The following is a 21185-nucleotide window of genomic DNA, read 5'->3' as shown; positions in this document are numbered from 1 at the left end:
GTTATAAGCCGCCCACACCGACCGGCGCCACGCGCCAAGACGGTCTTGGGGAATAGGTTAACGGTAGACCCACGGACTCTGACTCCGTTAGTCCTGGTTCGAATCCAGGTTCCCCAGCCAATCCCCTTTTATGAATAAAAATCAACTGGTTACTAGGTTCTTGAGTTCCTATGCCGGAACAGTCCTCCGGGGCAGATTTCCGGCCCTTGATCCGCCACTCGTGCTGAACTGTCCGGATCCCATCCGATCGGACTACGGTCCGGTTCGGCGGGCGAGCTTAGAACTGCTCCCCTCGCTTCGCCAAGACGCATAGATCCAGCTTCGACCCTAACGCCCGCAGCGTCAGCTGGATGCTGCATTCCACCATGGGAGTTGGACAACTCTCCGCCGGTGTAGTTGTTGATATCACGGGAGAGATGGTCGAAAACTGCAAGATCATGGACGAAAGGCGGCTGGAAGCGTGATAGTCCGGCACTTGTTCTAAGGAGGGGAGCAACTTAGAACAAACTTGTCGCCCCTTGGGCGGCTCATTCAAGAAGGCGATGATATCGATGGATGAACTCTTTCGTGACCGTGTGAGAGAGCGCGATCTCGACAACTTCTTGGTTGAAGAGATATACGCGGCGCCGGAGTTTCTAGGCTGGATCGTTGACCGTCTGCATCAACGGTTCGTTGCTCCGCCCTCGCTTAAAGTTCAGCTTCAAAAGTCACCTCCTCGGGAATCCGATAGGCGTCAAACAGATGTCCGCGTTGGTTGGTTCGACGAGGATGCAACGATGCATGCCTGCGTCCTGATAGAAAGCAAGGTAACTGCGGAATTTCAGCCTGGTCAGGCTGAAGCTTACGCTTCAGAACTGGCGTCTCTGCGGCGCCGTTTAGGTTCCGCAAGCGCGGCCTCGATTCTGATCGCACCGTCTGCAAGATTTAGTTCGCTGAAGCACGACGGCTGCTTTGACGCGGATATCGCAATTGAGGACATCATTGGCTTTCTGCGCAAGAGGACCCAGGAAGACAACGATCCGGAGGTCGGGCGGCGCCTGGAAATGCGTATGCAATTGCTTGAAGCCTTGTGCGGTAGGCGGTCCGCTTCAGGATGGGTGGGGGCCACAATTCCTGAGAAGCGAGACTTTGCCGGATCATACGCCCTCCTTGCGTCCGAAATCGTGCCGGATCTCCTCGTCAGGCCTTCGACAGATGGGCCGAAGGCAATAACGAGGATCTTTGAGGGCCTGGAGATTCATGGCCTTCCAAGTCTCTCCCTTCGACACGAATTCGGGGCGCCGCCCGGTCTGAAATACGCAAACGTCCTGTTCAAAGGAATGGGATCGAGCATCCCAGCGCTACGATCGAGCGGCCTTCTTTCGGGTACGCATTACACAGCCGAAGAAGCCGGGAAGTCCCTGGCGATCAGGGTCGCCACACCAGCTGTTGATCCGACCCGCCCTTTCTCGGAGGAGCGGGCGGCTGTGGAAGCTGGACTTTTGGCCATTCAAGACCTCGTCTCTTGGCTGCGGGAAGCAGCACCGGAACTTGCCAAACTACTGAGCGCGCCCTTCACCGAACTTCATCATACTGGCACAATACCGACTGAGGAGGCTTTCGCCGAACAGCTCATGGAGACCTACCGTCAGTGTGAACTGCTTGGTTACAAGCCATCTGGAATGCTTCAAATGATCCACGATCACGGGGCCATCGGAACGGCTAAAAGATTACTTGCCTCGCCACCATCAGACGGGTTCCATCGCCTCGCGCTAATGAACAGACTGGATCTTGCAATCGAATCGATAGTTCAACGCGAACCGTGGCGGAGACTGTTCACCGATGACGAACTCAAGCGCGCCGCACAGCGGCTACGGTAGGCGCCAAGGCTGGCCAACGAGCACCAGAGATTGACTACCCCTCAGAGTCCCGCTCAATAGAGCGGTGACAGACGGCTCCTACTACAGGACCAGGTGCAGAGTAGCCTTGCCGGAGTCACCCTCCTACCCCTGATACCGAGACGACTGCTCAGGGCGGCTACCTCATGAACTCGGCGGCGAATCCCTGCCTTCATCCTTAGTCTTCTGGAACACCCATGCTTTATAAATTCATCGGGGGCGATGAGCCCACACTACTCGAAATCCTCGACAAAGCAGTCGGAAGTGGCTCATTAAAGTTCAATTCGGCGCTGCAGTTTAATGATCCCTTCGAGTTTAAGTTCAATTCCATCGCTCCGACGCGCGAAGCTTTCTACGACTGGCATATGTTAAACGAACCAGATCGGACCGCTGACGAACTTGAGCGCGGCTGGGAGTCATTCTCCGGTGAGAGCGCTGAATGGAACACGTCGTTTGTACCTAGGCAAAGTCTGCTGCGTGAGCTGTACGTACTCTGCCTAGCGCGCCGCTGGGACAGCCACTTGATGTGGGCTCATTACGCTCGCAACCATCAGGGCTACGCGCTTGTCTACCACCCAGAGATCGTGCCAGCTGTCGAGGCGCTGGCTGGTAACACGATGGCCGGCGACGTGTCTTATCGTGCACAGCTTCCTGAGCTCCACTGGTTCCTGGGCACCCGCAACGCAATGATCGAGCCCGTGCTCTTCACCAAGTCTGTAGAGTGGGCCTATGAGGTAGAGTTCCGCCTCATCCGGTCGGGCACGCCGAACAGGCCCTTCCTCTACGAGAGGATCAATCCCAATCTAGTTTCCGGGATCATCTTGGGCACTCGGACGCCTCGGGCGGTGATTGACAGAGCGCTTGCTGTGCAACGGAGCCGCGCAGAATTCACCGTACGAAGAGTCACCTCGACGTCACGGTCGTTCGCGCTCGACGTTTATGACGTCGACGCAGATAATTGGCGGTATGGCGATATGCTATGAGCTGGGCGTGGGAGACCTAAAGGACGTCGATGGTGGGCCAGATAGAAGATGCGAGCGTGGCAAAATGCTCGCTCCGTTGCTTGATATCATCCTCATCCCAATTTTCCCGTGCGCTGAACCACTTGTTCAGAAACAGACCAGTGTGCTCGGCGAACTTCTGCCTCTTCTCCACAAATCCCTTGTTGCCGGCGGATATGTTCAAGCCTCCCGTGATCAATGTCAGGTTGCCTAGACTATCAAGAGCTTTCTTCCTCGCCACTGCCGGGAGAGAAAGGCTGTACGGCTCAACATACTCACCGTCAGCAAAAGGCCATGCTTGTGTCCAAGTCCGCGGAAGCACATGCTCGACCCACAGGCCGATCGGACGCTCATGCCTTTCCGCTAGCCTCGATCGCGAGGCCACCTCCAGCTCCCAAAGAATGTCAACGAGGCGAGGTTGAGGCGAGATTTCATACGCATTTTCCGAGATAACCCCCGCGCGGAGCTCCCGATCATCAGGAAAGCGGATGCTTGCTCCACTCTTTCCCTCGAAAAAAGCCCGGAAGGTGCTCACCGAGGCGCCATCCTGCCGAAACTTTGCTGCCAAGGCCTGAAAGACATTGTTCAGGTTCTTTGTGGTCAGGCCACAAAGCGCCCGCCGCACCACATATGAGTACAAAAGCCGCGTCACTGCCTGGCGAGATGATCTAGGTACGTCGTCTGCTCCTAGCTGCATCGCCACGGGGTAAACTGTAGTGATCTGCCAAGCTGCCATCTTGCGGCCAAACCATGCCAGGTCCGGATCGGCGCATTTGCGACCTTCCAGAGTCTCGTAGAGCGGCGAATAGTGCTCTAGTAGCTTAAGCTCGGCCTCGACTTCCTGAAACCGCGGTTTGCCTTTGGGCACAGCGAACGCCCGGTATTCAGCATAAAGCTCCCTCATTGAAATTTTGGCGCCGGTTTCCGCGGCTAAAGTATGAGCAAGGAAGTGGTCGATCCGAGGTCGCGTTGGGCGGGCGTTTGGTGCTGCCTCGCGCCACCACGCATCATCAAGCGGATCCCACAGTTTTCTATAAAGCTCCTCGACCTGAGCTCCTTGTTTCTCGGCCCGGTGGAAGATATTGTTTCGCACCAGATCCATCGCGAGCAGTGGCTCGCCCTTCGAGTTCAGCGTCTCAAAGATCACTTGCGCGTCGTCGTTCTCACCAAGACTGATAACGACCAGCTTCAGTCGCTCGAGCACAGCGTTCAGGAGTGCTTCAAGACGCTCTGCAGCCAGTGCTGTGTCCTGCATCTTATCGTCCTTGCTTGCCGAGTCCTCAGTCTCTTCCTCCGGCGGGGCATCCTCACTCGGCCCATTGACCAGGAACTCTTCGATCCACTTGTTGAACAAAAAATAGGCTCGGAATGCAGGGAACTGAGTGTTCTTAGGGACGCTAGCTCCCCAGAACAGAAAGCGATACTTCGTCACGGCAGCAGCGAACTCCATCTCCATCAGGTCGTGGAAGAGCTCTCGATCAGACGGTGTGGGTGTGAGTTTGAACCTCGTAAGCGGATCAAGATCCTTGCTCTTGGTATTATTAAAAAGGTACCCGTTCACGTGTTCGATAAAGTCGATCAGTTCGTGCCGCCTTGCCACCTCCCTCAGCGCCACGAGGAAGAGCTGAAAAGTCGTCAGGCGCTGCTGTCCGTCAACGACCTGCACTATTGGGGTCTTACTAATCTGCGATCCGATATCAACGGGAGCTATGATCAATGCTCCCATGTAGTGCTCGAACCTGCTCTCTCCGGAAAGCACCTCTGCTGCCTTCGCCTGGACATCCTCCCAGAACGGGAGAAGCCGGTGCTCTGCCCACTGGTATTTCCTCTGATACAGGGGAACGATGAACCGCCGTTCTTCTTTGAACACTGCCTCCACCCTGTAATCGTCCGCGTCCATCCAGGTTCCCCCTTGTTCAAGCTGTGCCACTTTACGAACGTTTTCATGGCTGACAGAATCACCCGCTTGATCGAACGGCCGGGCATCTGCTCTGCTAGCACGCCGAGGCCCACCTGTTCGTGATGCTGAAGCTGATTTTTGTCACTGCGTTAGATAGGCTGCTGATGCAAATAGAAGCCCGTGCATTAGCACATTTAGCTTCATTGTATCTTTCTCCAGGGTTTCCCAAGTAGTTTCATTCTCCAGCGTGTCGCCATGGGCTACACGATGGCGGCGGTCCATCACGTTCTGAATGTAGTCATGCCAGAGGGTCTTTACCGCCACCCCCTTCTTACGTTTGAAATCGAAGGTGTAATGTAGGGGAAGAGGAGCATAGGGGAAATGGAACAAGGTAGCGCGAAAGCGGACGAGATCCCTCAGGAGGACGTGGTTGGTGCGAGCATCATTATCGAAAACCACCTCAAATCTTCCATCGGATATTGCGTTCACCGCATTCGGAATACCCATCTTCCCCAGTGCTGTATCGATGAAGGCGGAGCTTGGATTCTTATTCAAGGTCTCTTTATAGCTGAACGCCCTCAGATCAATCGGAACAGAATTCTTCGAAAAGAAAGCAACTAGCTGTTTAAGTCGATCCTCTATTTCCCGCTGCGGAACCCCCTCATAGAAAGTGATTTTCTCGCAGAACGTCCGTTTCATCGCCTCGGGCATTTGATCGAATGAAGAAAGGTGATAATTCAGGTCGGCCGTTATACTACTTGTCAGCTCCTTGAGGAAACTCTCGAGGTGGGATGCCATAAGAACCGAGGCTGCTCTGCAAGTCGCGTTATATAACGCCTCATCTTTGACCTCACACGTTGACGCATGCTTGGTAAGTGTATGCAACTCGGCTACTCGCGCAGGCAGAGAAAGAGCGAGATCAAACAGGGCTGTACTCATGCACGCAGATGATCGATCATTGCCTTGATCCGGTAGTTGATCTTGGCGGCATCATTAACGCTCCCGGAGACCGAAGCAAAAAATTCCTTCTCGGCGAATAACGCATCATAGTTACGGATTTTTTTAGAAACCTTCCCCGCCGAGTTTTCTAATTCATCAAGTGTAAAGGTGTCCGCAATTCCTACAGCGACAGCGTCAAATACAGCTGCATTGAACGTCGACATACGTTTTCTTATTGTTCCTTCTATGCGATACTTTGCAAATGGAGCGGACCCGGCGTGCTCCTGAAGAAAAGACATATATGCAAGAAACTCGTGGCTCCATTGGTCTAATTGGGACTTCGGGAGATTATTAAATTGAGTCTGGCTGGCGGTGAGAAACTCTTTAAAACTTCTTTTGAAGCTCTTGTAGCGGGAACCACGGAGGGCAAAGAACCGAAGAACAAGTTCCGCATCCTCCATTTTTTGCACCTTGGCGTTCTCTTCAGGATTCGCTTCGTGCACCTGAATGATTGAGCGGAATGCCGAATCCTGAGCTAGAGACTTGATTAGGTCGTTGAAGGGGCCCCGGGCAGTAGCGTTCCGGAGTTCCTGTGCCTCAAGTTTAACAGAGCCCGTATTCAATCGCTCGAAAATATCAAACTTTACTTGATCATCAACCGTAGAATCTATCCGCATGCATCGGATCGTCCGTTCCTCAAGTCTACGTATGAGAAAGGGAGGAAGCCTGTTGTAAGTCAGCCCGTTCAACTCAGGCAGCGTCTCTAGGCCGTCAAGTGCGAACTTATTCCGCAGAAAATCATGGATTGCTGTTAGCCGTTGCTGACCGTCGATGACAGTGTAACGCGACGTTTCTGCGCCAACCTCCTCGTCGACGTCAACATCCTGAGAGATGAAGATCACCGGTATGGGTATATTAAGAATCAAGCTCTCGATCAAACGAGACGAGTTTTGGATGGGCCAACGATGTCTGCGCTGATAATCGGGATCTAGCTTGATTGAGTTTCTATCGATGCGTATTGCCAGCGTATCGAGGTCGTATTCCACCGTCTGCGTCTTGACGGTGCGCTCACGAGCTTTCTGCTGAATTGTATCCAGGTTATCTTTCAGTGATCGGCTTTCGGGCTTCATTTTCTTCTCCATGCCGACTGAGTAACTAGAATCTCTTAACGTTTGCCTACATCCGTTGATCAGACCGAAGGCATCCTCGTATTTGCTTAGTTGTGAAACAGCGGGGTTTTGAGTAGGCCAACGTCCTTTGACAGAAAGTTAGACATGCGCGTCACGCCGCCTTGTTATCTGCAGTAGCCCTTATGTGGGAGTAACGAGCCACTATATCCCATCAATTGTTCGCTCCAAGTACGTGCCGACTTGGCTCCTCTCCCATTCAATTCGGCGTTTGCCGTTCAGAGGCGATTTTGACCGGCGTCTCGATAGGTGGCCTCGATGGAAGGATACGCCCATGTTTGAGCAAGCGCGCGAAAGCGGCCATCGACTTAGCCTTTTTCATCGCCTTCTTGAGCTTAACCTTCTCTTCGCGTCGTCTCATAGACTTTGTGATTTTCGGGGTTTTGTGGCACGGACCCTTGGCTGGTGATGCTACGACTGACCGTCCGGGCTCGGTCGACAAGCGATCTGCACCGTAGATCGAAACGCGTGTGATTCTACCGTTTCCCAACTCATCCTCCAATCCGACTGGGGCAAAGGTGCCACGGTCGTCGCGGGAGTCAAGAAGCCTCGTGATGGCTACAATACGATATTAATCTCAACACAGTTGTGCAGACGCGGTTAAGTGGCGGCTGAACAACCTTTACCCGGATCAATGACCGCCTCGTCATGAGGTCTCGCAAACAGACTGGCCGTGGGGCCTCTTATAGAGCTTCTGTCGTTGGACAACCAGCGCTTCCAAACCGCCGAGAGCGACGACTAAGTCCGCAAGGATTTCCTTTACGCCGCCCAGAATGACCCTCGTCAGACTGATCGGACGCCGCTCCTGAATTCTCGCACGGGCTCTTAGATGAGACGTGGGTAGCACCCTCCGCCACCACCAGGCACTGAGATGCCGAGAACTAGCCAGAGATCCCCGCCAGGATTCGCAGACGGCTCCGCATCTTGACCGTCAATTCCGGAACATCCCCTCCGAAGATCTCGCGGAGGGCAAGGACCCAGCTGCGCTCAGCCTTGTTTTCCTGCATGGCGCCGAAGCACTCCTCCAACTGGTCGAACAACTCGGCGCTGAACCATGACTTTAAAGCCAGCACGAACAGTTGCGCGCTGTCGCATCCAAGCGCCTCAGCAAGGGGCGCTACCTTGTCGAGCGGCACCTTCCGCTCGCCCCGCATAAAGGCATAGATCATATCAGACGTCTTGAAGCCGCACAGGAGCGCTATCTCTTCATAGCTATAGCACGAGCGGTCAGCGTGCTCCTGGATGAAGCGGGCGATCGGGGTCTGCTGCTCAACAATCATTATCAAGTACCTCTTCTGTTGTTTGCTAACATCATTGTTGTAGCTCGCGCACGCATGGGATGCGGGAGGGTTGTCACTCACAATGTGAGATGCGCTCGGGCGCAGTGGGCGGCACTCTGGGTCATCTATTGCGAGACGGTTGGCGCCTGTTCGGGGCTTGCCCCTTGGCGCTCAGATGACGGGCTTGATGAGGGCTTCGGCGGTTGTCGCCAGACCGCGAGCATCGCGTCGATCCGGGGGTTCACGAGACGCCGCGCTTCGCGGCGATCAATCCCCTCAAGGAGCATGCCTTCGTAGCGGGTCATATTGTGGCGGAGGTAGTTGCGCATGGTAATGCCGACCGCCTTGCCCATGGTGGCCCTTTTCCAACTTTTGCGGGCTACCTCCTCAGCGAAGAACTGAACGGCAAATTCCGGGCAACCGGGATGGTGCTTTCGAATGTGTGCTGCGACAGCGTCTGGGGTGAACCTGGAAATTTCTCAGCTCCTCAACCAAGTGGAGCCTCAGTAATAATCACGCCGCGACCGATGTAAGCAAACGCTTACTGTGGTGCTTTCTGTGGATAGCTCCGTACGTTGTTTTCAGATACGGACTCCATGCCACAGGTGACTTATCTACAGCGTTCGTCTTTGACTAGAAAGCGCGACCTAGACTTGTATGACATAACTGATCCGGGAATCATGGAGAGCGTTCGGAAGCTCGAAGTCCTAGGAATGGGCGGAGGCGGCGAAGGGGATGCCTTTTGGGTCCACCTGAACGGGGGCTCCAAACCTCCCATGTCGTGCTACGCAACCTTAGGTTGGTTGCACTAAGTTTACATACAACTTCTTCAGCGTTCAAAAACGTAAACTTACCGGCCTCTGGGGCGACAATTTCGGACCCTCAACGACAACATTGAGCTGCAAATGTAACCCTCTTTGAGCCTAAAACGCCAAAAACGTAACACGTTGTTTACATCAAGTTGACGGAAACTGGCGGATTTCACGTTTTTCGGAAAAGGTAAACCTCAGACGTCCCTGATGCAGCCATCACACTCTATGGTTCGGGTTAGAGGTTGATGTGCAGTGGATATACCCTCCTAATGTAGTCGCCCTTCCGAGGGCGAGACTTTCTACAGAGCAGGGGTATCCTTGTGGGCCAAGTGCGAAAACATATTGTCGCCGATGCAAACCACGGCCCGACAAGCAGACGTGGGCATAGAGCTCCTAACGTACAATAGGCTAGCGAGAAGCCTGCCTTCATGTATGCACGATAGCTGGCACTTCTTTCGCTGGGTCGGGGAGGAGCACTTCCTTAGCTCGGGAGCTGTTCATCGGCCAAGTCGCACGTTTGTAAACCTCCTGCCCCGTTTACCCTGGGCAAGAGGTATCAGTCCTGGCTTAGCTCAAGAAGAGCCGAGCGAATTCGCGGTCGAAGGCAGTTGATGAAGGCGTTCGTCCGAACCTGAAGCCATTCGATGGCCCGTTCGCGCTCTTGGGCATCCTCTAGGTCGCGGACAACGAAGCGTTGAGAGATGTCCGGGCGTGGCTGGGAGAAGTCCACCGTGGCTCCCTCAAGCTCTGCCGCAATATCCCCAGCTTGATCAGCCAACATCAGCGACGCCCTTTCTCCGGGTGATCCCACGTTAGAAGACAGGGAGAGACCAACGGCATTGTAACGGACGTCGCGGTAGACGGTGAGCCAGCTGGAGCCTCCAGGCGCACCGAACTTGAAGACGACGTGTCCGCCGAGCGATGGCGCTGGCAGCATCTGCTCCGGATCATCGAGCCGCAGGCCCTCGAGGAACTCTGACCAGAACAGGTGCCGGGTGTCACGCCGACGTGCACGAGCGGCCAGCTTCTCCGGTGAATCCGGTAGCCCCAGCGAGTCCTCGTCACCGTCGTCCGGTTCCTGCACCACCATGCCTTCCGGCACAGAGATGACGGTCCTGGCGATAGTCAGCGTCTTTGCGAGAACTCTCGGCACTACAATTCGAGACCCATCCGGTGCGGCGTAGATTGGCAGCTCGACCAAGCCCAGGGTGAAGTGCAGGCCAGCATGCGCTTGAAGGTATTCAGCGATTGCTTCTACGCCCTCCCGGATCCCATCGCCGACGATGAGCAGCAGGAACCGTCCGCGGCGAAGGTTGAAGGTGAGAGCATCGTTGAAGGCCACTTCGTCGATTTCGTGCCCTGCTTCTCGAAGCAGATCAAGAAGGGCATTGCCTTTCCTTCCAAGCCTGCGGCTTGCTTCCCGCTGCAGGTCCGACGCCGACCACTTTGTCAGCTCCTTTGAATAGTCGAGGATTTGACCTACCACCTCACGTCGCCCCTCCGGATTGCGCCAGAGCTTGCATTCGACGAGAACCGGCAAACCTGTTGGTGTTACGAACAGATTGTCTATGGATCCTGCCGGCGTTACCAACTCTCTGCAAATAGCGACGGCGCCGACGAACAGGGGGTCGATCTCCGCAATGGGCAAGCAGGACGGATGCCGATGCACGAGCTCTTGGATCGAGGCTTCGTTCATGCCATGCCCGTCTGATCCGAGGCCTAATGGGACAGCGGCTGAAACGATGGCACCGTCGGGCGAAATGATCAGTGGCGTAGCATGCTGTCTCGTCATCGTTCCCCCGGCTTGTAGAAAATGCGGCCCCATGGGCCGCATCTCTGCTCTACCTTTACAGCCCTACCACCGATCTTCAATTACCGAAGCGATCGCCTGACGAATTTCGCTGATCTCAGCGTTGTTCTCGGGATCGTCGCTCATCATTTCCAGATCAAACCGCAGGCGGTCCAAAACGGCGATGGAGGCGTTGCGGTTGCCGCGGGTGAGCTTCTGATCGTCGGTGAGTTCGTCCCAATCATCGAAGTCAGGAACCGGATTTCCCCTCTTGTCGCGTTCGATCCCGTAGCCATGCTCGTCACAATGAGGATAGTAGGCGGCGACCAAGCGGTAAAATGCGGCGCGCCTGGGCTCCTTGCTCTCAAAGTCACGAGCCATCATCTCGAACACGTCGCGGATGGGGACCATTAAACCGGAGAACCCAGTGCGAGCAACGATCTCCTCAGGATAGGGGAAAGAATAGCAGCTGTCGTTGCCGTGAGGTTCGTAGGCGTTCGTCATTGTCTTCTTCCTTGTCCATCAAGGTCCGGCGGGATGCCGGACCAGTTGAACGACGCTGAATGACGCCTGAGGAAGATGAATAACGTTCTGATGAAGGGAGCGATCCTGCGGCATGTTGAGGCAGATCCTGTTGTGGTGTTTGTTGTTGGTTACCTTATAGCGGGTGCCCATGTGCGAATGCACATTTAGATCAAAAAATTGCGCGGGATCAGCTGCATGTGGATCTCAATAGAGCTCGTTATCTTACCTGCTGATAACGGGTAGGGTAGGCCGCTGCCTCCGACGCCAGGGTAACGCCGGAGGAGCCAGAGATGCGTCAGCAGTAGCGCTCCATCTGCTTCTTGAAGACCTGGAAGCATCCCAGTCCTCGTTCGCCACCAGATCTCCCATCAGGTAGTAGAAGTAGTCGCCGGTGATGACGGTGCTCTCGAACCCAAAGGCCTCCGCTTCTTCAGGCGACACCACCAACCGAACCTCACGCAAGACTGCTGACATCTCATCGTCGCTGAGGCTCATGATGTAGTCCTCATCCATCCACTTCGAGTACTTGGGATCTGCACACTTCGGATCGTTGTCGTTTGCTTCAAAGAGCGCTGCTTCGGACATGGTAGGCCTCCTTGGGCGGGTTTCCGTAGATCGCTTGATCAACTCCTTCCTTTGTAGCGAGGGCCCATGTGGCGATGCATATTTTCCTGAATCTTTTTGCCATCGCCAAGCAGGAGCACTCGGCACTGGATCACAATCGTTCGCACGGACGAACGAATCTGATACCCGGCCCATCCTTGATGACCGGAACCTAAAATGCTCCACCACCACACAATCACAATATTCCGGGACAGGAACCTGAATGATCCCGTAGAGCTGATCTACCGCGAGGATTCACTCAGGAAGGCGCAGGCGCGCTTGATTGGCCGGACAGTCCTGGTGCCCGAGATTGATCTCAACGCCTACCGGTGGGCCTCTGTGGTCGATTGGCTCGATGTCGAGTTTGTGCTCGGCCAACCATCGCAACACTGGCATTTGAACGCACGGATCGAGAGGCTGACCGGGCGCAAGGAATATCCGAAAGCGCTGGATGTCGGTCCCGGTGGAACGGCCAGTCGCTACCGGCTTCGTGTCCAGGAACCTGATTTCAGGGTTGTCCGGAGGGTTCTGGCTGACATCGAGGATGAATATGGTTTCGCCTCACCGGCGGTCGTGGTGGGCATTGAGGTCAGCATCGACGCCTATCCGCACGAACCGAACCAGGAGGCGCGGGCACGCCTTTATGGCGTTCTGGTGCGGCATTTCTTTCCGAAGACGGAGATCCTCACTACAGGTCGAAAATGGCCTAGGTTTACGCCGGGTCTTGTGGATCTGGATCTCGACTATGTCGTCGCCAGGAAAGAAGGAAACGGCTTCCGGGATGTCCAGAACCGGATGACGCCGAGTTCAGATCGGCCGGCGCTCTACGGTTCCACTTATTACGTCGGCGAAAAAGACGACCCTGTCGCACTGTGGCGGATTCAGAACAAGGTGCTCGACAAGCAGAATAAGGCAGCCGGCACGCGCAAGGAATTGACCGAAGCGGAAAAGCGGATCCGCATCGAGGTGACGTTGGGACTGGATGGGTGCCGGCAGGCAGGAATATTAGAATTCGACAAGATGGCGGCAGTTAGCTTCACCAAATTGCAGAAGGGCTTCTTCCAGTTCCAGTTGCCGACGTTTGCTGTTTATGCACTAGGCAGCACAGGGCTCTCAGCGAGGCCCGTTCGCGCGGTCAAGCAGCATGTCGAAGAGACAAGGAGACAGCGGTTCCTGAATGCCGGCGTCCTCGGGCTCCAGATCCGGGAAGATGCAAGGTGGGACCATATTCGGCTAAACAGAGACTACTTCCTAAGCTGGCACAAGGCGCGCGGAAGCAAGATGCCGAAGAGGAGCAGGGTCGGCGCCGGCCCTTACGGAACGCACATCGCCTACAAGGAAATGGCCCGCATGGTCGAGCGAGCGCTTGCCAGCCTGCAGAGAAAGGTCAGGAGGGAGATGAACGGTTAGGTACGTCTGAGTGCGAGGAGAGTAAGGGGTGAATGAAAAGGGTGTGTATAGAGACAAGTAATTAGGTCGCTGCGGCCGCATCTCGGGGATCCCCTTGGAATGCGGCACATTCCCAGGCAACGGAGCCGCCATGGCTTCGGGAAAAACCGGTTGGAAGCGGCCTCGGAAGTATCCGGCCGCGTCGCTATTCCTCCCCGAAGAAGTCCTCGTCTGGCCGCTTGAAATCAACAGTGCGATAGCTGCGGACGCCGACGCCGTGTTCGATCATCAGATCGGCCAGTTCCTGCCCATCGATGAGGATTACCCGCTGGGAGAGATGCTTGACATAGTCGCGCGCCGGCTGGCTGAAGGTGGAGGTGGTGACGAAGACGCCCTTGGTGGCGCCGAGGCCTACGAGGCTCCCGACGAAACCATTAACATCCGGACGACCGACGGGGTTGCCGGGCGCATAGCGCTTGGCTTGGACATAGATGCGGTCGAGGCCGAGACGATCCTCGTTAACGACGCCATCAACACCGCCATCACCGGAGCGACCGAGTTGGGCGGCGGCGTCCTTGTGACTGCCGCCATAGCCCATGGCAAGGAGAAGATCGACGATGAGTTGCTCGAAGAAGGCGGGACTGTTGGCGAGGATACGTTGAAGCAACTCGTCGCGCAGGGCTGCTTGCATTGATGCATGGGCGGCGTCGATCTGCTCTTCCGGTGTCGCGCGAGGCGAAATGGCATCGTGAGCCTTGGTTTGAACGTCATTCTCTTCGGCTGCAGCACCTTCGTTTCTGTAGAACTCGCGGAACTCTGGCTCCCGCATCAGGAGCGCCACGTCGACCCGTTCCGGGGACGTCGCCAGCAGCGCCCTGCCCTTGTCTGTTGCGACGAAGCGGCCGCGTGTGGGGGTGGCGATCAGCCCGGCCTTGCTCATATAGAATTTTGCCCAGTGTATGCGGTTGTGCAGCAACCGCTGGCGGCCGCTTGGCAGAAGTTCGTCACGCCCTACCTGCGACAGGCTCAGATCGTCCGCAACACGTTCGGCTACGTCAGCCACCCGTGTCTCACCCTCAGCGGCGAAGCGAAGGACAGGCAGCATGAGGGTCTGATAGTCGGGGATCATCTGTCTTGCTCCACGGCGTGATCGGGGTCGAACGTTCAGGCGCTCCTCACGACATCCATAAGACGCGAGTAATCCGTAACCACATCATACTTGACTTGGTCCGTTGTCACCGAACTTCCGATCTTCTCAAAGAACCGGCGGGCGCATTCGATCTTTGTGCTCTCGAATTCCCGCATCTTGAGCGAAGAGAGCGTGCCCTTGGTCTCAGCGACGAAATAAATGTGCCTGACCGAGCCTTCCTTGAATGAGATCGCCCAGTCGGGATTGTAGTCGCCCACTGGCGTCGGGATTGCGAAGCCCCTGGGGAGTTTGGCATAGACGACAATCTCGCTGCTCGTATCCAACTGCTCGACGAATTTGCGCTCGGTGTCAGAATCGAGGAGGGCATAGTCGTAGACGTGCTTCTTTAGTTTTTCGCTTGCCCTTGAGAAGTCCTGCACGGTCTGGCTGGCCGTGAAGATATTGGTTTCGTAACGCTCGGAAACCGCGTCGTAAGTCAGGCGTTCGATGACCATTGATGCCTTCTGCTCGATGATCAGGCACGTGGCTTCGCTGATGAAGTGTTCGGGATTTTGCTTGAACTGCGCAAACACGCCCGGCTGGATTTTCGACAAGACCTCCGCGATTGTATGCCGTGTAAGCTGCGTGGCCTCGCCAAGCTTGGCAAGCAGATCGTACTTCACCAGTGATGTGACGGTTTCGGCCTGATAGGTTGCCTGCTCCTTTTCGCGGAAGCTCTTGCCGTCTCCGATCGTATCGTAGGTGAGGCCCTCCTGCTGAATCCCACTCGTGACGGTATATTGCAGCGGGGTCACGCGAAGATGGCCGTCGAGCGCGCTCACGCTCTTGCGTACCAGTTCGGCTGGATCGAACTCTACCCGGTAGACAGCCTTCTGGTTGATCCTGTTCCAGAGCTCCTGGAACTCTTTGCGGCGAAAGTTGTCGTTCAGGGGATTGGTCTTGGAGCGGCGGTCATCTTGCAACTTCGGCAACTGCAGTTCGCTGAAGACACCATCGACGAGGACCAGGATGTCGTCCGTGTAGGGCTTCAAATCATCGGGCAGCTCTGCGATCGTGCCGTTGTGACGAGCGGTCTGATACTTTTCGGTGATGTTTTTCTGCCGATCCACATACCCGTTCTGCACCAGGTAGAACTCGATACCTGCGGCCATGTCCAGCGACACCTCGACACTTCCGTCCTCAGTCTGCAGCACCTTGCCCTTGAAATACTCTTCATTCGCCTGGCGCGGACGTGCCGTGAGCGCCTCGACCATTTCCTTCTGTAGCGCGTCGACGAAGTTCCTGTAGCTCTCGCTGGCGACGACCGTCAGCACGTTGATGTCATGCACCGTCGCGGGACTGTCCATACGGTCGCCATTCTGGTCGACGCTCAAGCGCAGTCCGCGACCGACTTCCTGCCGGCGTGAGATCGTGTTGTCACTGTGCTTCAACATACACATGACGAAGACGTTCGGGTTGTCCCACCCTTCACGCAGGGCGGAGTGGGAGAAAATGAACCGCGTTGGCTCGGCGAAGGACAGCAGCCGTTCTTTGTCTTTCAAGATGAGGTCATAGGCATCCGGATCTTCGGACTGTCCTTTGTTGTCGCCCGTTTTGGCAACGTCAGGATCCTTCAGGCGGTTGGTCTTCTTATCGATCGAGAAATAGCCGTTGTGGGTTTTTGAGGCTTCGATGCCGGCCAGGTATTTTCGATAGGCTTCGTTGTCGATGGCCAGTTCCGACAAATACTCGTCTTTGAGAAGCGCATATTGCTCCTCGAAGACGCGGGCATATTCGCCCTTCTCGTCGGCCTGGGCATAGTCGCGATACTTCGCCACCTCGTCGATGAAGAAGAGTGACAGCACCTTGATTCCACGGGAGAAGAGCTGTTTCTCCTTGTCGAAATGTGCCTTGATGGTCTCGCGGATCTGAATGCGACGGATATCACGCTCCGAGACGTCGCCATTGGCCTCGCCAGCCTTCAGGATGATGCCGTTCGTGAATTCGACCGTTTCACTGACAGCATCAATCTGGCTGATCGTGAAGCCGCGATATTGGTCGAGCTCTCCGGACTTAATGAACAACTCGTCGCGGAACTCCAGACGCCGAAGCTGTCGCTTGATTTCCCCGGAGGCCAATTTCACTTCCAGCTCGATCCGGGCGACGGGTGCCTTCTTGGAGATGTCGATGCCTTCGAGATAGAGGTAGGCGTTGGTGCCGGCCAGTCCGCGGGTATGGATGCCGCGCACGGCGATCTTCTTCACCAGCTTCTGGTTATAGGCGTCGAGTGCGTCGAGCCGGTGGATGCGGCTGTGCTGCGTCTTGTGGGTGGCCGAGTAGCGCAGGATCATCAGTGGCTTGAACTTTGGCAGCGCCTCCATCGTCGCCGCACCTTCCATTTTCTGCGGTTCATCGAGGATGATGATCGGCCTGTTGGAGGCGATGACGTCGATCGGCTTACGGGACTGGAAGTCGTCCAGCTCGTCGTAGATGCGACGATTATCGGCGCCGCGGGCATTAAAGGCCTGGATGTTGATGATCATCACGTTGATGCCGGCGTCGGACGAGAAGCTCTCCAGCTCATGCAGACGCTTGGAATTGTAGATGAAGAACCTGGCCTTCTTGCCATAGCTTTCCGTGAAATGGTCGGCCGTGATCTGCAGTGACTTGGATACACCCTCGCGGATGGCAATCGACGGCACCATGATGATGAACTTCGACCAGCCATAGCGCTTATTCATCTCGAAGATGGTCTTGATGTAGCAGTAGGTCTTGCCTGTCCCAGTCTCCATCTCGACGTCGAGGTGGATGCGGGTCGCGGCAAGGGCGTCCTTCTTGTACGCGGCAGCAACAGCCACACGTTCACTACGGTTATTAAAGGTGGTGAAATCGACGAGCGACTGCGACAGGGGCAGGTTTTGACGACGCTGAACCGCCTGGATGTTCGCTAGGAGCTGCTGCTCACTAAGGGCAAAGTCGGCGTTCTTGAAGCCCTCCTCAAACGCACTTGTCTGCGCCTTGCGGCCGGGATCGATCCGGTAGGATAGGCTATCGTTCTTGGGCTGGCCGGCGAAGCAATCAACGACGGCGTCCACAGCGTTGGTCTGGTACGGCTGGACCTTGAATTTCAGCTTCATGGATGTCGGCTTTCTTAATTTCTTTCTTAGCTCTCTTAGGGCTCTCGTAGAACGTTCGCTATTTATTCCACGAGGCGCCACTCAGGAGCAGCTTTGGAGCCAGTGTTGTGGATCCGACCCTTGATCCTCAAGTCACTCAAAAGATTGCCAATTTTGTTACGCTTCTGAGTTTCGTCGAGGGCCGCACTCAGCATGTCCCACAGAAGTTCGTCGATATCCTTACGTGAAGCCTGGCCAAACTTTCTTAGAAATTCGATGATCATCTCGCCGTAGTGGTGGTCGTCGAAGGGGCGCGTCTTGATGTAACGAGCCTTTTGAGCGGTGGCATCCGCCACCCTGGCGGATATGAAGAAATTCGGCTTTCGTCCCTCGATCAGATGCTTCTGCCGTAGATGGCGGATGGCGTCATCGGTGATCAGCAGATGCTTCTGCACCCGGTCCAAGGCCAGAACATCTGCCAGTGGCAGCCCGGTCTGTTGCATGAGAAGCTGGCTGTAAGCGGCATCGACAACCCGACCGTGGATGGTCAGCCGAACAACATTGGGCTCGCTGAGGTCATAATCCGGCAGCGGAAAAAAGCGCTGGCGCTGCCGGCGATAAATATCCTGAATGCCGTAACCCATATGATCGATCATGTTCAGCTCGGTCATCGCCTGAGTCAGGAACGGATTGCGATAGCGTCGTGGCACCCGGTCGTGCAGAACATAGTCCTCGGGCTGCCCTTCGAAGAAATCACCCTCATTCTCCATAATCAGCCGATCGGGCCGTTCCGTCACGATGACACGCGCCTGGCGGGCATAGTCCTGATGGGCGATGCAATTATGCAGCGCTTCCAGGACGACCTTTTGATCGTACTTTGCCACCTCGTGGGCCAGCAGTTCGTTTTCCGGAAGAAGTCGGAGCTGAATATTGCGGATACGGGCGAAGACCTGTGACGATGTCAGCAGGAAGGGCGGGCCGAAATGCTCGTAGGCGCGCTCTTCTCCTTCGAGCTTCCAGGTCATCTCCACAGGATGCGGATTGAGCCTCCAGGCGGATTCGCGCTTGCCCAGCAATAGAAGGGTGGAACGCGTCATTGCACCATCTTGCGTCAGCTTTGCCCTGTTGAGAAATGTCGCATCGCTCCAGCCGGCGATCTCATCCGCACTGAAGCGGTTCGCATGCTTGGCAGCAAAGCGCTCGCGCGCAACCTTCAGCGCCTGCGGATCAAGATCGGCGAGTGTGGCCCCTTCGACAAGCTGAGCCGTCCAGTCGGTGGCCAGCGTCTGTGCGCGTATCTCATCCAGCTTGTCCTGCCCCAGTGCGACGAGGCTCTCGTTGGCGCGGCCATAATAGTGGCCGTTCCAGTTGATCGGCATGCCGCGGGGTGCAGCCGGAATCTCGAAAAAAACGACCCGGCCGTTCTTGTGGTTCAGCACATGAATATCGCGAACCGTGAAGCTGCCCGTACCATCGAGGATCGATTTCTTGTCAGCCTGGAGATGGGCAGGATCTTCCTTGTAGGTGCTGCCGACGACCACCCGCGTCTTGTCCTCGACGCCAAAGACCAGCCAGGCGCGCTCACGGCCCCGGAGGTTGGCCTCGTTTGCCAGCGCTGAAACATATTTGCCGAGTTCACTGCTGGAAAAGCCATCTTTCCCGCGCTTGAACTCCACCACCTCGCTCTCCCAGTTCGAGATGAGTTGGTCGAGCAGTGTGGCGAGTTCGGTTTGATGCATCGTCGCGATCTCAGATCGCTTTGATGTCGGTGGTCGGGGAAAGCTGGCGGAAAATCTGCTCGACACTGATCTTCACTGCGTCCGAGATGAAACCGCTGTCGCGGAAGACGACGCGCAGCGGCTCGTGCTTTGCCAGCTCCTTGACCAGATCCTCCGACACGCCCTTATCGAAGCAGGCGACCAGGGCATTGTCATCGACGAAGAATACGGTCTTGCCCTGTAGCGTCTCGCGACGGATCGGCAGCGTCAGGTCCACGCCCCAATCGACCAGTACCTGGAACAGCAGGTCCTCTGCCGTACGGCCCTCCTTCACGTTGTCGACCATGTCGAGCAAGTCGCCTTGCCTAAGTTCGTCGGGGCGGTAGTAGACGTCCTTCATGTTCGAGGTGTCCACCTTGAGCACACGGAAGCCAACATCGCGGTTCCAACCGGGGTGGCACTCGCCTTCTAATATCTTCTTCCCTACGCGACGAATGCGCTCTTTGGATATTTCAGCAATGTCGGTGAAGCCATGCTTCCTCGCTTCAGACTTCTCTGAAACTGGTTCGGCCATCTGAATTGCTATAGCTTTTCGATTCCCACCGTCTCCTGCATTCTGAGCAAGAACCGCATGTGCGGTTGAGGCTGAGCCAGCAAAAAAGTCGAGTACGATGTGCTCCTTGTTTGGTGATGTACCAATTTCAAGCAGTCTTCGAATCAGACGAGTGGGCTTAGGAGTGTCGAATATCTTCGGGATTTCGAATAGCTGAAGGAGCTCGCCGGAGGCGTCTTCGTTAGTGCCCACTTCGTCGTGTCCCCAGTAGGTTGGCACGGTCTGACCTTCCACCTCTTTCATAAAGCGTTTTATCCTAGGAACATTGTCCCCATTCGCCCCAAACCAGATGCGATTATCGTCACGAAGCTCAATGAACGTGCGTTCCACAAGCCCCCAAGAGCGTCCTGTCGGTGGTCCGATTACACGACCGCTCGGCAGGTCCACTTTGAAGAACTGGTCCTTAGTTGCCCTGCCGATCATCCCAGTCATATCGACCGAGGCCCATGGACCGCGCTCGTCGTTGTCGGGATTACTGAACGACGCTTCGCGCTTTTGACTCAACGCCATCTTGCCTACAGCAGCCTTTGGACTTTCGCTGTCTTTCACATAGCAGAGCAGGTAATCGTGAACGCTGCCTATGGTAGATCGTGCATCTGGAGATGCCTTCTTCCGCCAAATAATTGCCGCAATAAAAGAAGACTCTCCAAACACTTCATCCGCTATTTTTCGTAGATTGTCCCTTTCGTGATCATCGATGGAAATAAATATAACGCCGTCTTTGGATAGAAGATTTTTCGCCAGTCGTAGCCGAGAGTAAATCATCGAGAGCCAATCAGAATGGAACCTGCCATTGGCTTCGCTGTTTGCTACTAACTTTGACCCCAATTCAGTGGTTTGATTGGAGCGGAGCAAGAAGGAAAGTGAATCTTCAGAAAAATCATCGTCATAGACGAAATCGCCACCTGTGTTGTAGGGCGGGTCAATGTAGATCATTTTTACCAGTCCAAGGTAGTTCTCTTGAAGAACCTTTAGCGCCTCAAGGTTGTCGCCTTCGATGAAAAGATTCTTTGTGGTGTCAAAGTCAACGCTTTCGTCCCTGATCGGTCGCAGTGCCTTAGCAACTGGAGCATTCGCAGCCATCAGCGCCTCCCGCTTCCCAGGCCAGTCCAACCGATACCGCTCCTGTGGTCCTTCGACGATGCTATCGCTCAATTCCTGACGAAGCTGATCGAAATCCACTGCCAGTCGCAATTGACCGCTGACCTCATCGCGTGCCTCGGTCACGCAGCCGGGAAACAGGTCGCGGATCTTGGCGATGTTCTCCTGGCTCAGATCAGGGCTGTGCATCTTCAGCTTTTCCATCA

Annotated in this window: 15 protein-coding genes and 1 tRNA gene; 4 read left to right on the top strand and 12 right to left on the bottom strand. The window is 55.5% G+C overall.

All coding sequences use genetic code 11. The features are described 5' to 3' along the window. Positions 1 to 46 precede the first annotated feature (46 nt). From M1E10_RS11635 to M1E10_RS11625, 3 genes are all read left to right on the top strand, one after another. Positions 47 to 120: transfer RNA gene (locus tag M1E10_RS11635), tRNA-Gln, on the top strand. Positions 121 to 551: 431 nt separating this feature from the next. Beyond that, positions 552 to 1859: a hypothetical protein gene (locus M1E10_RS11630; RefSeq protein WP_499176514.1), complete on the top strand. Its 1308-nt coding sequence runs from the start codon at positions 552 to 554 to the stop codon at positions 1857 to 1859. A gap of 215 nt (positions 1860 to 2074) precedes the next feature. Then, positions 2075 to 2860 (top strand): DUF2971 domain-containing protein, encoded by a 786-nt coding sequence (locus tag M1E10_RS11625; RefSeq protein WP_499176511.1) that lies wholly within the window; start codon positions 2075 to 2077, stop codon positions 2858 to 2860. 16 nt (positions 2861 to 2876) lie between these two features. Here the strand turns inward: M1E10_RS11625 and M1E10_RS11620 are convergent, their stop codons facing one another. The 8 genes from M1E10_RS11620 to M1E10_RS11585 all read right to left on the bottom strand — a co-directional run bounded on the left by M1E10_RS11620 (position 2877) and on the right by M1E10_RS11585 (position 11895). Then, positions 2877 to 4778, bottom strand: coding sequence for a DUF262 domain-containing protein (locus M1E10_RS11620; protein WP_499176510.1), 1902 nt, complete (start codon positions 4776 to 4778; stop codon positions 2877 to 2879). 141 nt (positions 4779 to 4919) lie between these two features. Beyond that, positions 4920 to 5717, bottom strand: coding sequence for a HEPN domain-containing protein (locus M1E10_RS11615; protein WP_499176509.1), 798 nt, complete (start codon positions 5715 to 5717; stop codon positions 4920 to 4922). Next, positions 5714 to 6847, bottom strand: a complete 1134-nt coding sequence (locus M1E10_RS11610; RefSeq protein ID WP_499176507.1) for a GmrSD restriction endonuclease domain-containing protein — start codon at positions 6845 to 6847, stop codon at positions 5714 to 5716. The genes M1E10_RS11615 and M1E10_RS11610 overlap by 4 nt, the downstream gene beginning before the upstream one ends. A gap of 938 nt (positions 6848 to 7785) precedes the next feature. Next, on the bottom strand, positions 7786 to 8184 hold the full coding sequence (locus M1E10_RS11605) for a cupin domain-containing protein (protein WP_499176505.1): 399 nt from the start codon (positions 8182 to 8184) through the stop codon (positions 7786 to 7788). Between the two features lie 125 nt (positions 8185 to 8309). Then, positions 8310 to 8624, bottom strand: a complete 315-nt coding sequence (locus tag M1E10_RS11600) for a DUF2293 domain-containing protein (RefSeq protein WP_499177156.1) — start codon at positions 8622 to 8624, stop codon at positions 8310 to 8312. 928 nt (positions 8625 to 9552) lie between these two features. Then, positions 9553 to 10692: a hypothetical protein gene (locus M1E10_RS11595; RefSeq protein WP_499176503.1), complete on the bottom strand. Its 1140-nt coding sequence runs from the start codon at positions 10690 to 10692 to the stop codon at positions 9553 to 9555. A gap of 159 nt (positions 10693 to 10851) precedes the next feature. Beyond that, the gene (locus tag M1E10_RS11590) at positions 10852 to 11289 is read right to left on the bottom strand and encodes a hypothetical protein (RefSeq protein WP_499176501.1); all 438 of its coding nucleotides are present in this window, start codon (positions 11287 to 11289) and stop codon (positions 10852 to 10854) included. A 243-nt stretch (positions 11290 to 11532) separates the two neighbouring features. Next, complete coding sequence (locus M1E10_RS11585) at positions 11533 to 11895, bottom strand: hypothetical protein (protein WP_499176500.1); 363 nt, start codon at positions 11893 to 11895, stop codon at positions 11533 to 11535. A gap of 195 nt (positions 11896 to 12090) precedes the next feature. On the opposite strand from M1E10_RS11585, the gene M1E10_RS11580 reads away from it, so the two are divergent. Continuing rightward, positions 12091 to 13323 carry a hypothetical protein gene (locus M1E10_RS11580; RefSeq protein WP_499176499.1) on the top strand — a complete coding sequence of 411 codons (1233 nt, stop codon included), beginning with the start codon at positions 12091 to 12093 and terminating at the stop codon, positions 13321 to 13323. Between the two features lie 184 nt (positions 13324 to 13507). On the opposite strand, the gene M1E10_RS11575 is transcribed toward M1E10_RS11580, so the two are convergent. From M1E10_RS11575 to M1E10_RS11560, 4 genes are all read right to left on the bottom strand, one after another. Continuing rightward, the gene (locus tag M1E10_RS11575; protein WP_499176498.1) at positions 13508 to 14431 is read right to left on the bottom strand and encodes a restriction endonuclease; all 924 of its coding nucleotides are present in this window, start codon (positions 14429 to 14431) and stop codon (positions 13508 to 13510) included. 35 nt (positions 14432 to 14466) lie between these two features. Beyond that, the gene (locus M1E10_RS11570) at positions 14467 to 17568 is read right to left on the bottom strand and encodes a type III restriction-modification system endonuclease (protein ID WP_499176497.1); all 3102 of its coding nucleotides are present in this window, start codon (positions 17566 to 17568) and stop codon (positions 14467 to 14469) included. Positions 17569 to 17630: 62 nt separating this feature from the next. Continuing rightward, complete coding sequence (locus M1E10_RS11565; RefSeq protein WP_499176496.1) at positions 17631 to 19286, bottom strand: RNA-binding domain-containing protein; 1656 nt, start codon at positions 19284 to 19286, stop codon at positions 17631 to 17633. A gap of 10 nt (positions 19287 to 19296) precedes the next feature. Continuing rightward, entirely contained in the window at positions 19297 to 21183 is a 1887-nt protein-coding gene (locus M1E10_RS11560) for a site-specific DNA-methyltransferase (RefSeq protein WP_499176495.1), read from the bottom strand. Between the last annotated feature and the right edge of the window lie 2 nt (positions 21184 to 21185).

The organism is Rhizobium sp. PK7-22, assembly GCF_056530405.1.
Note: the sequence above shows the minus strand (reverse complement) of the source record. Positions and strands in the feature narration are given on the sequence as shown.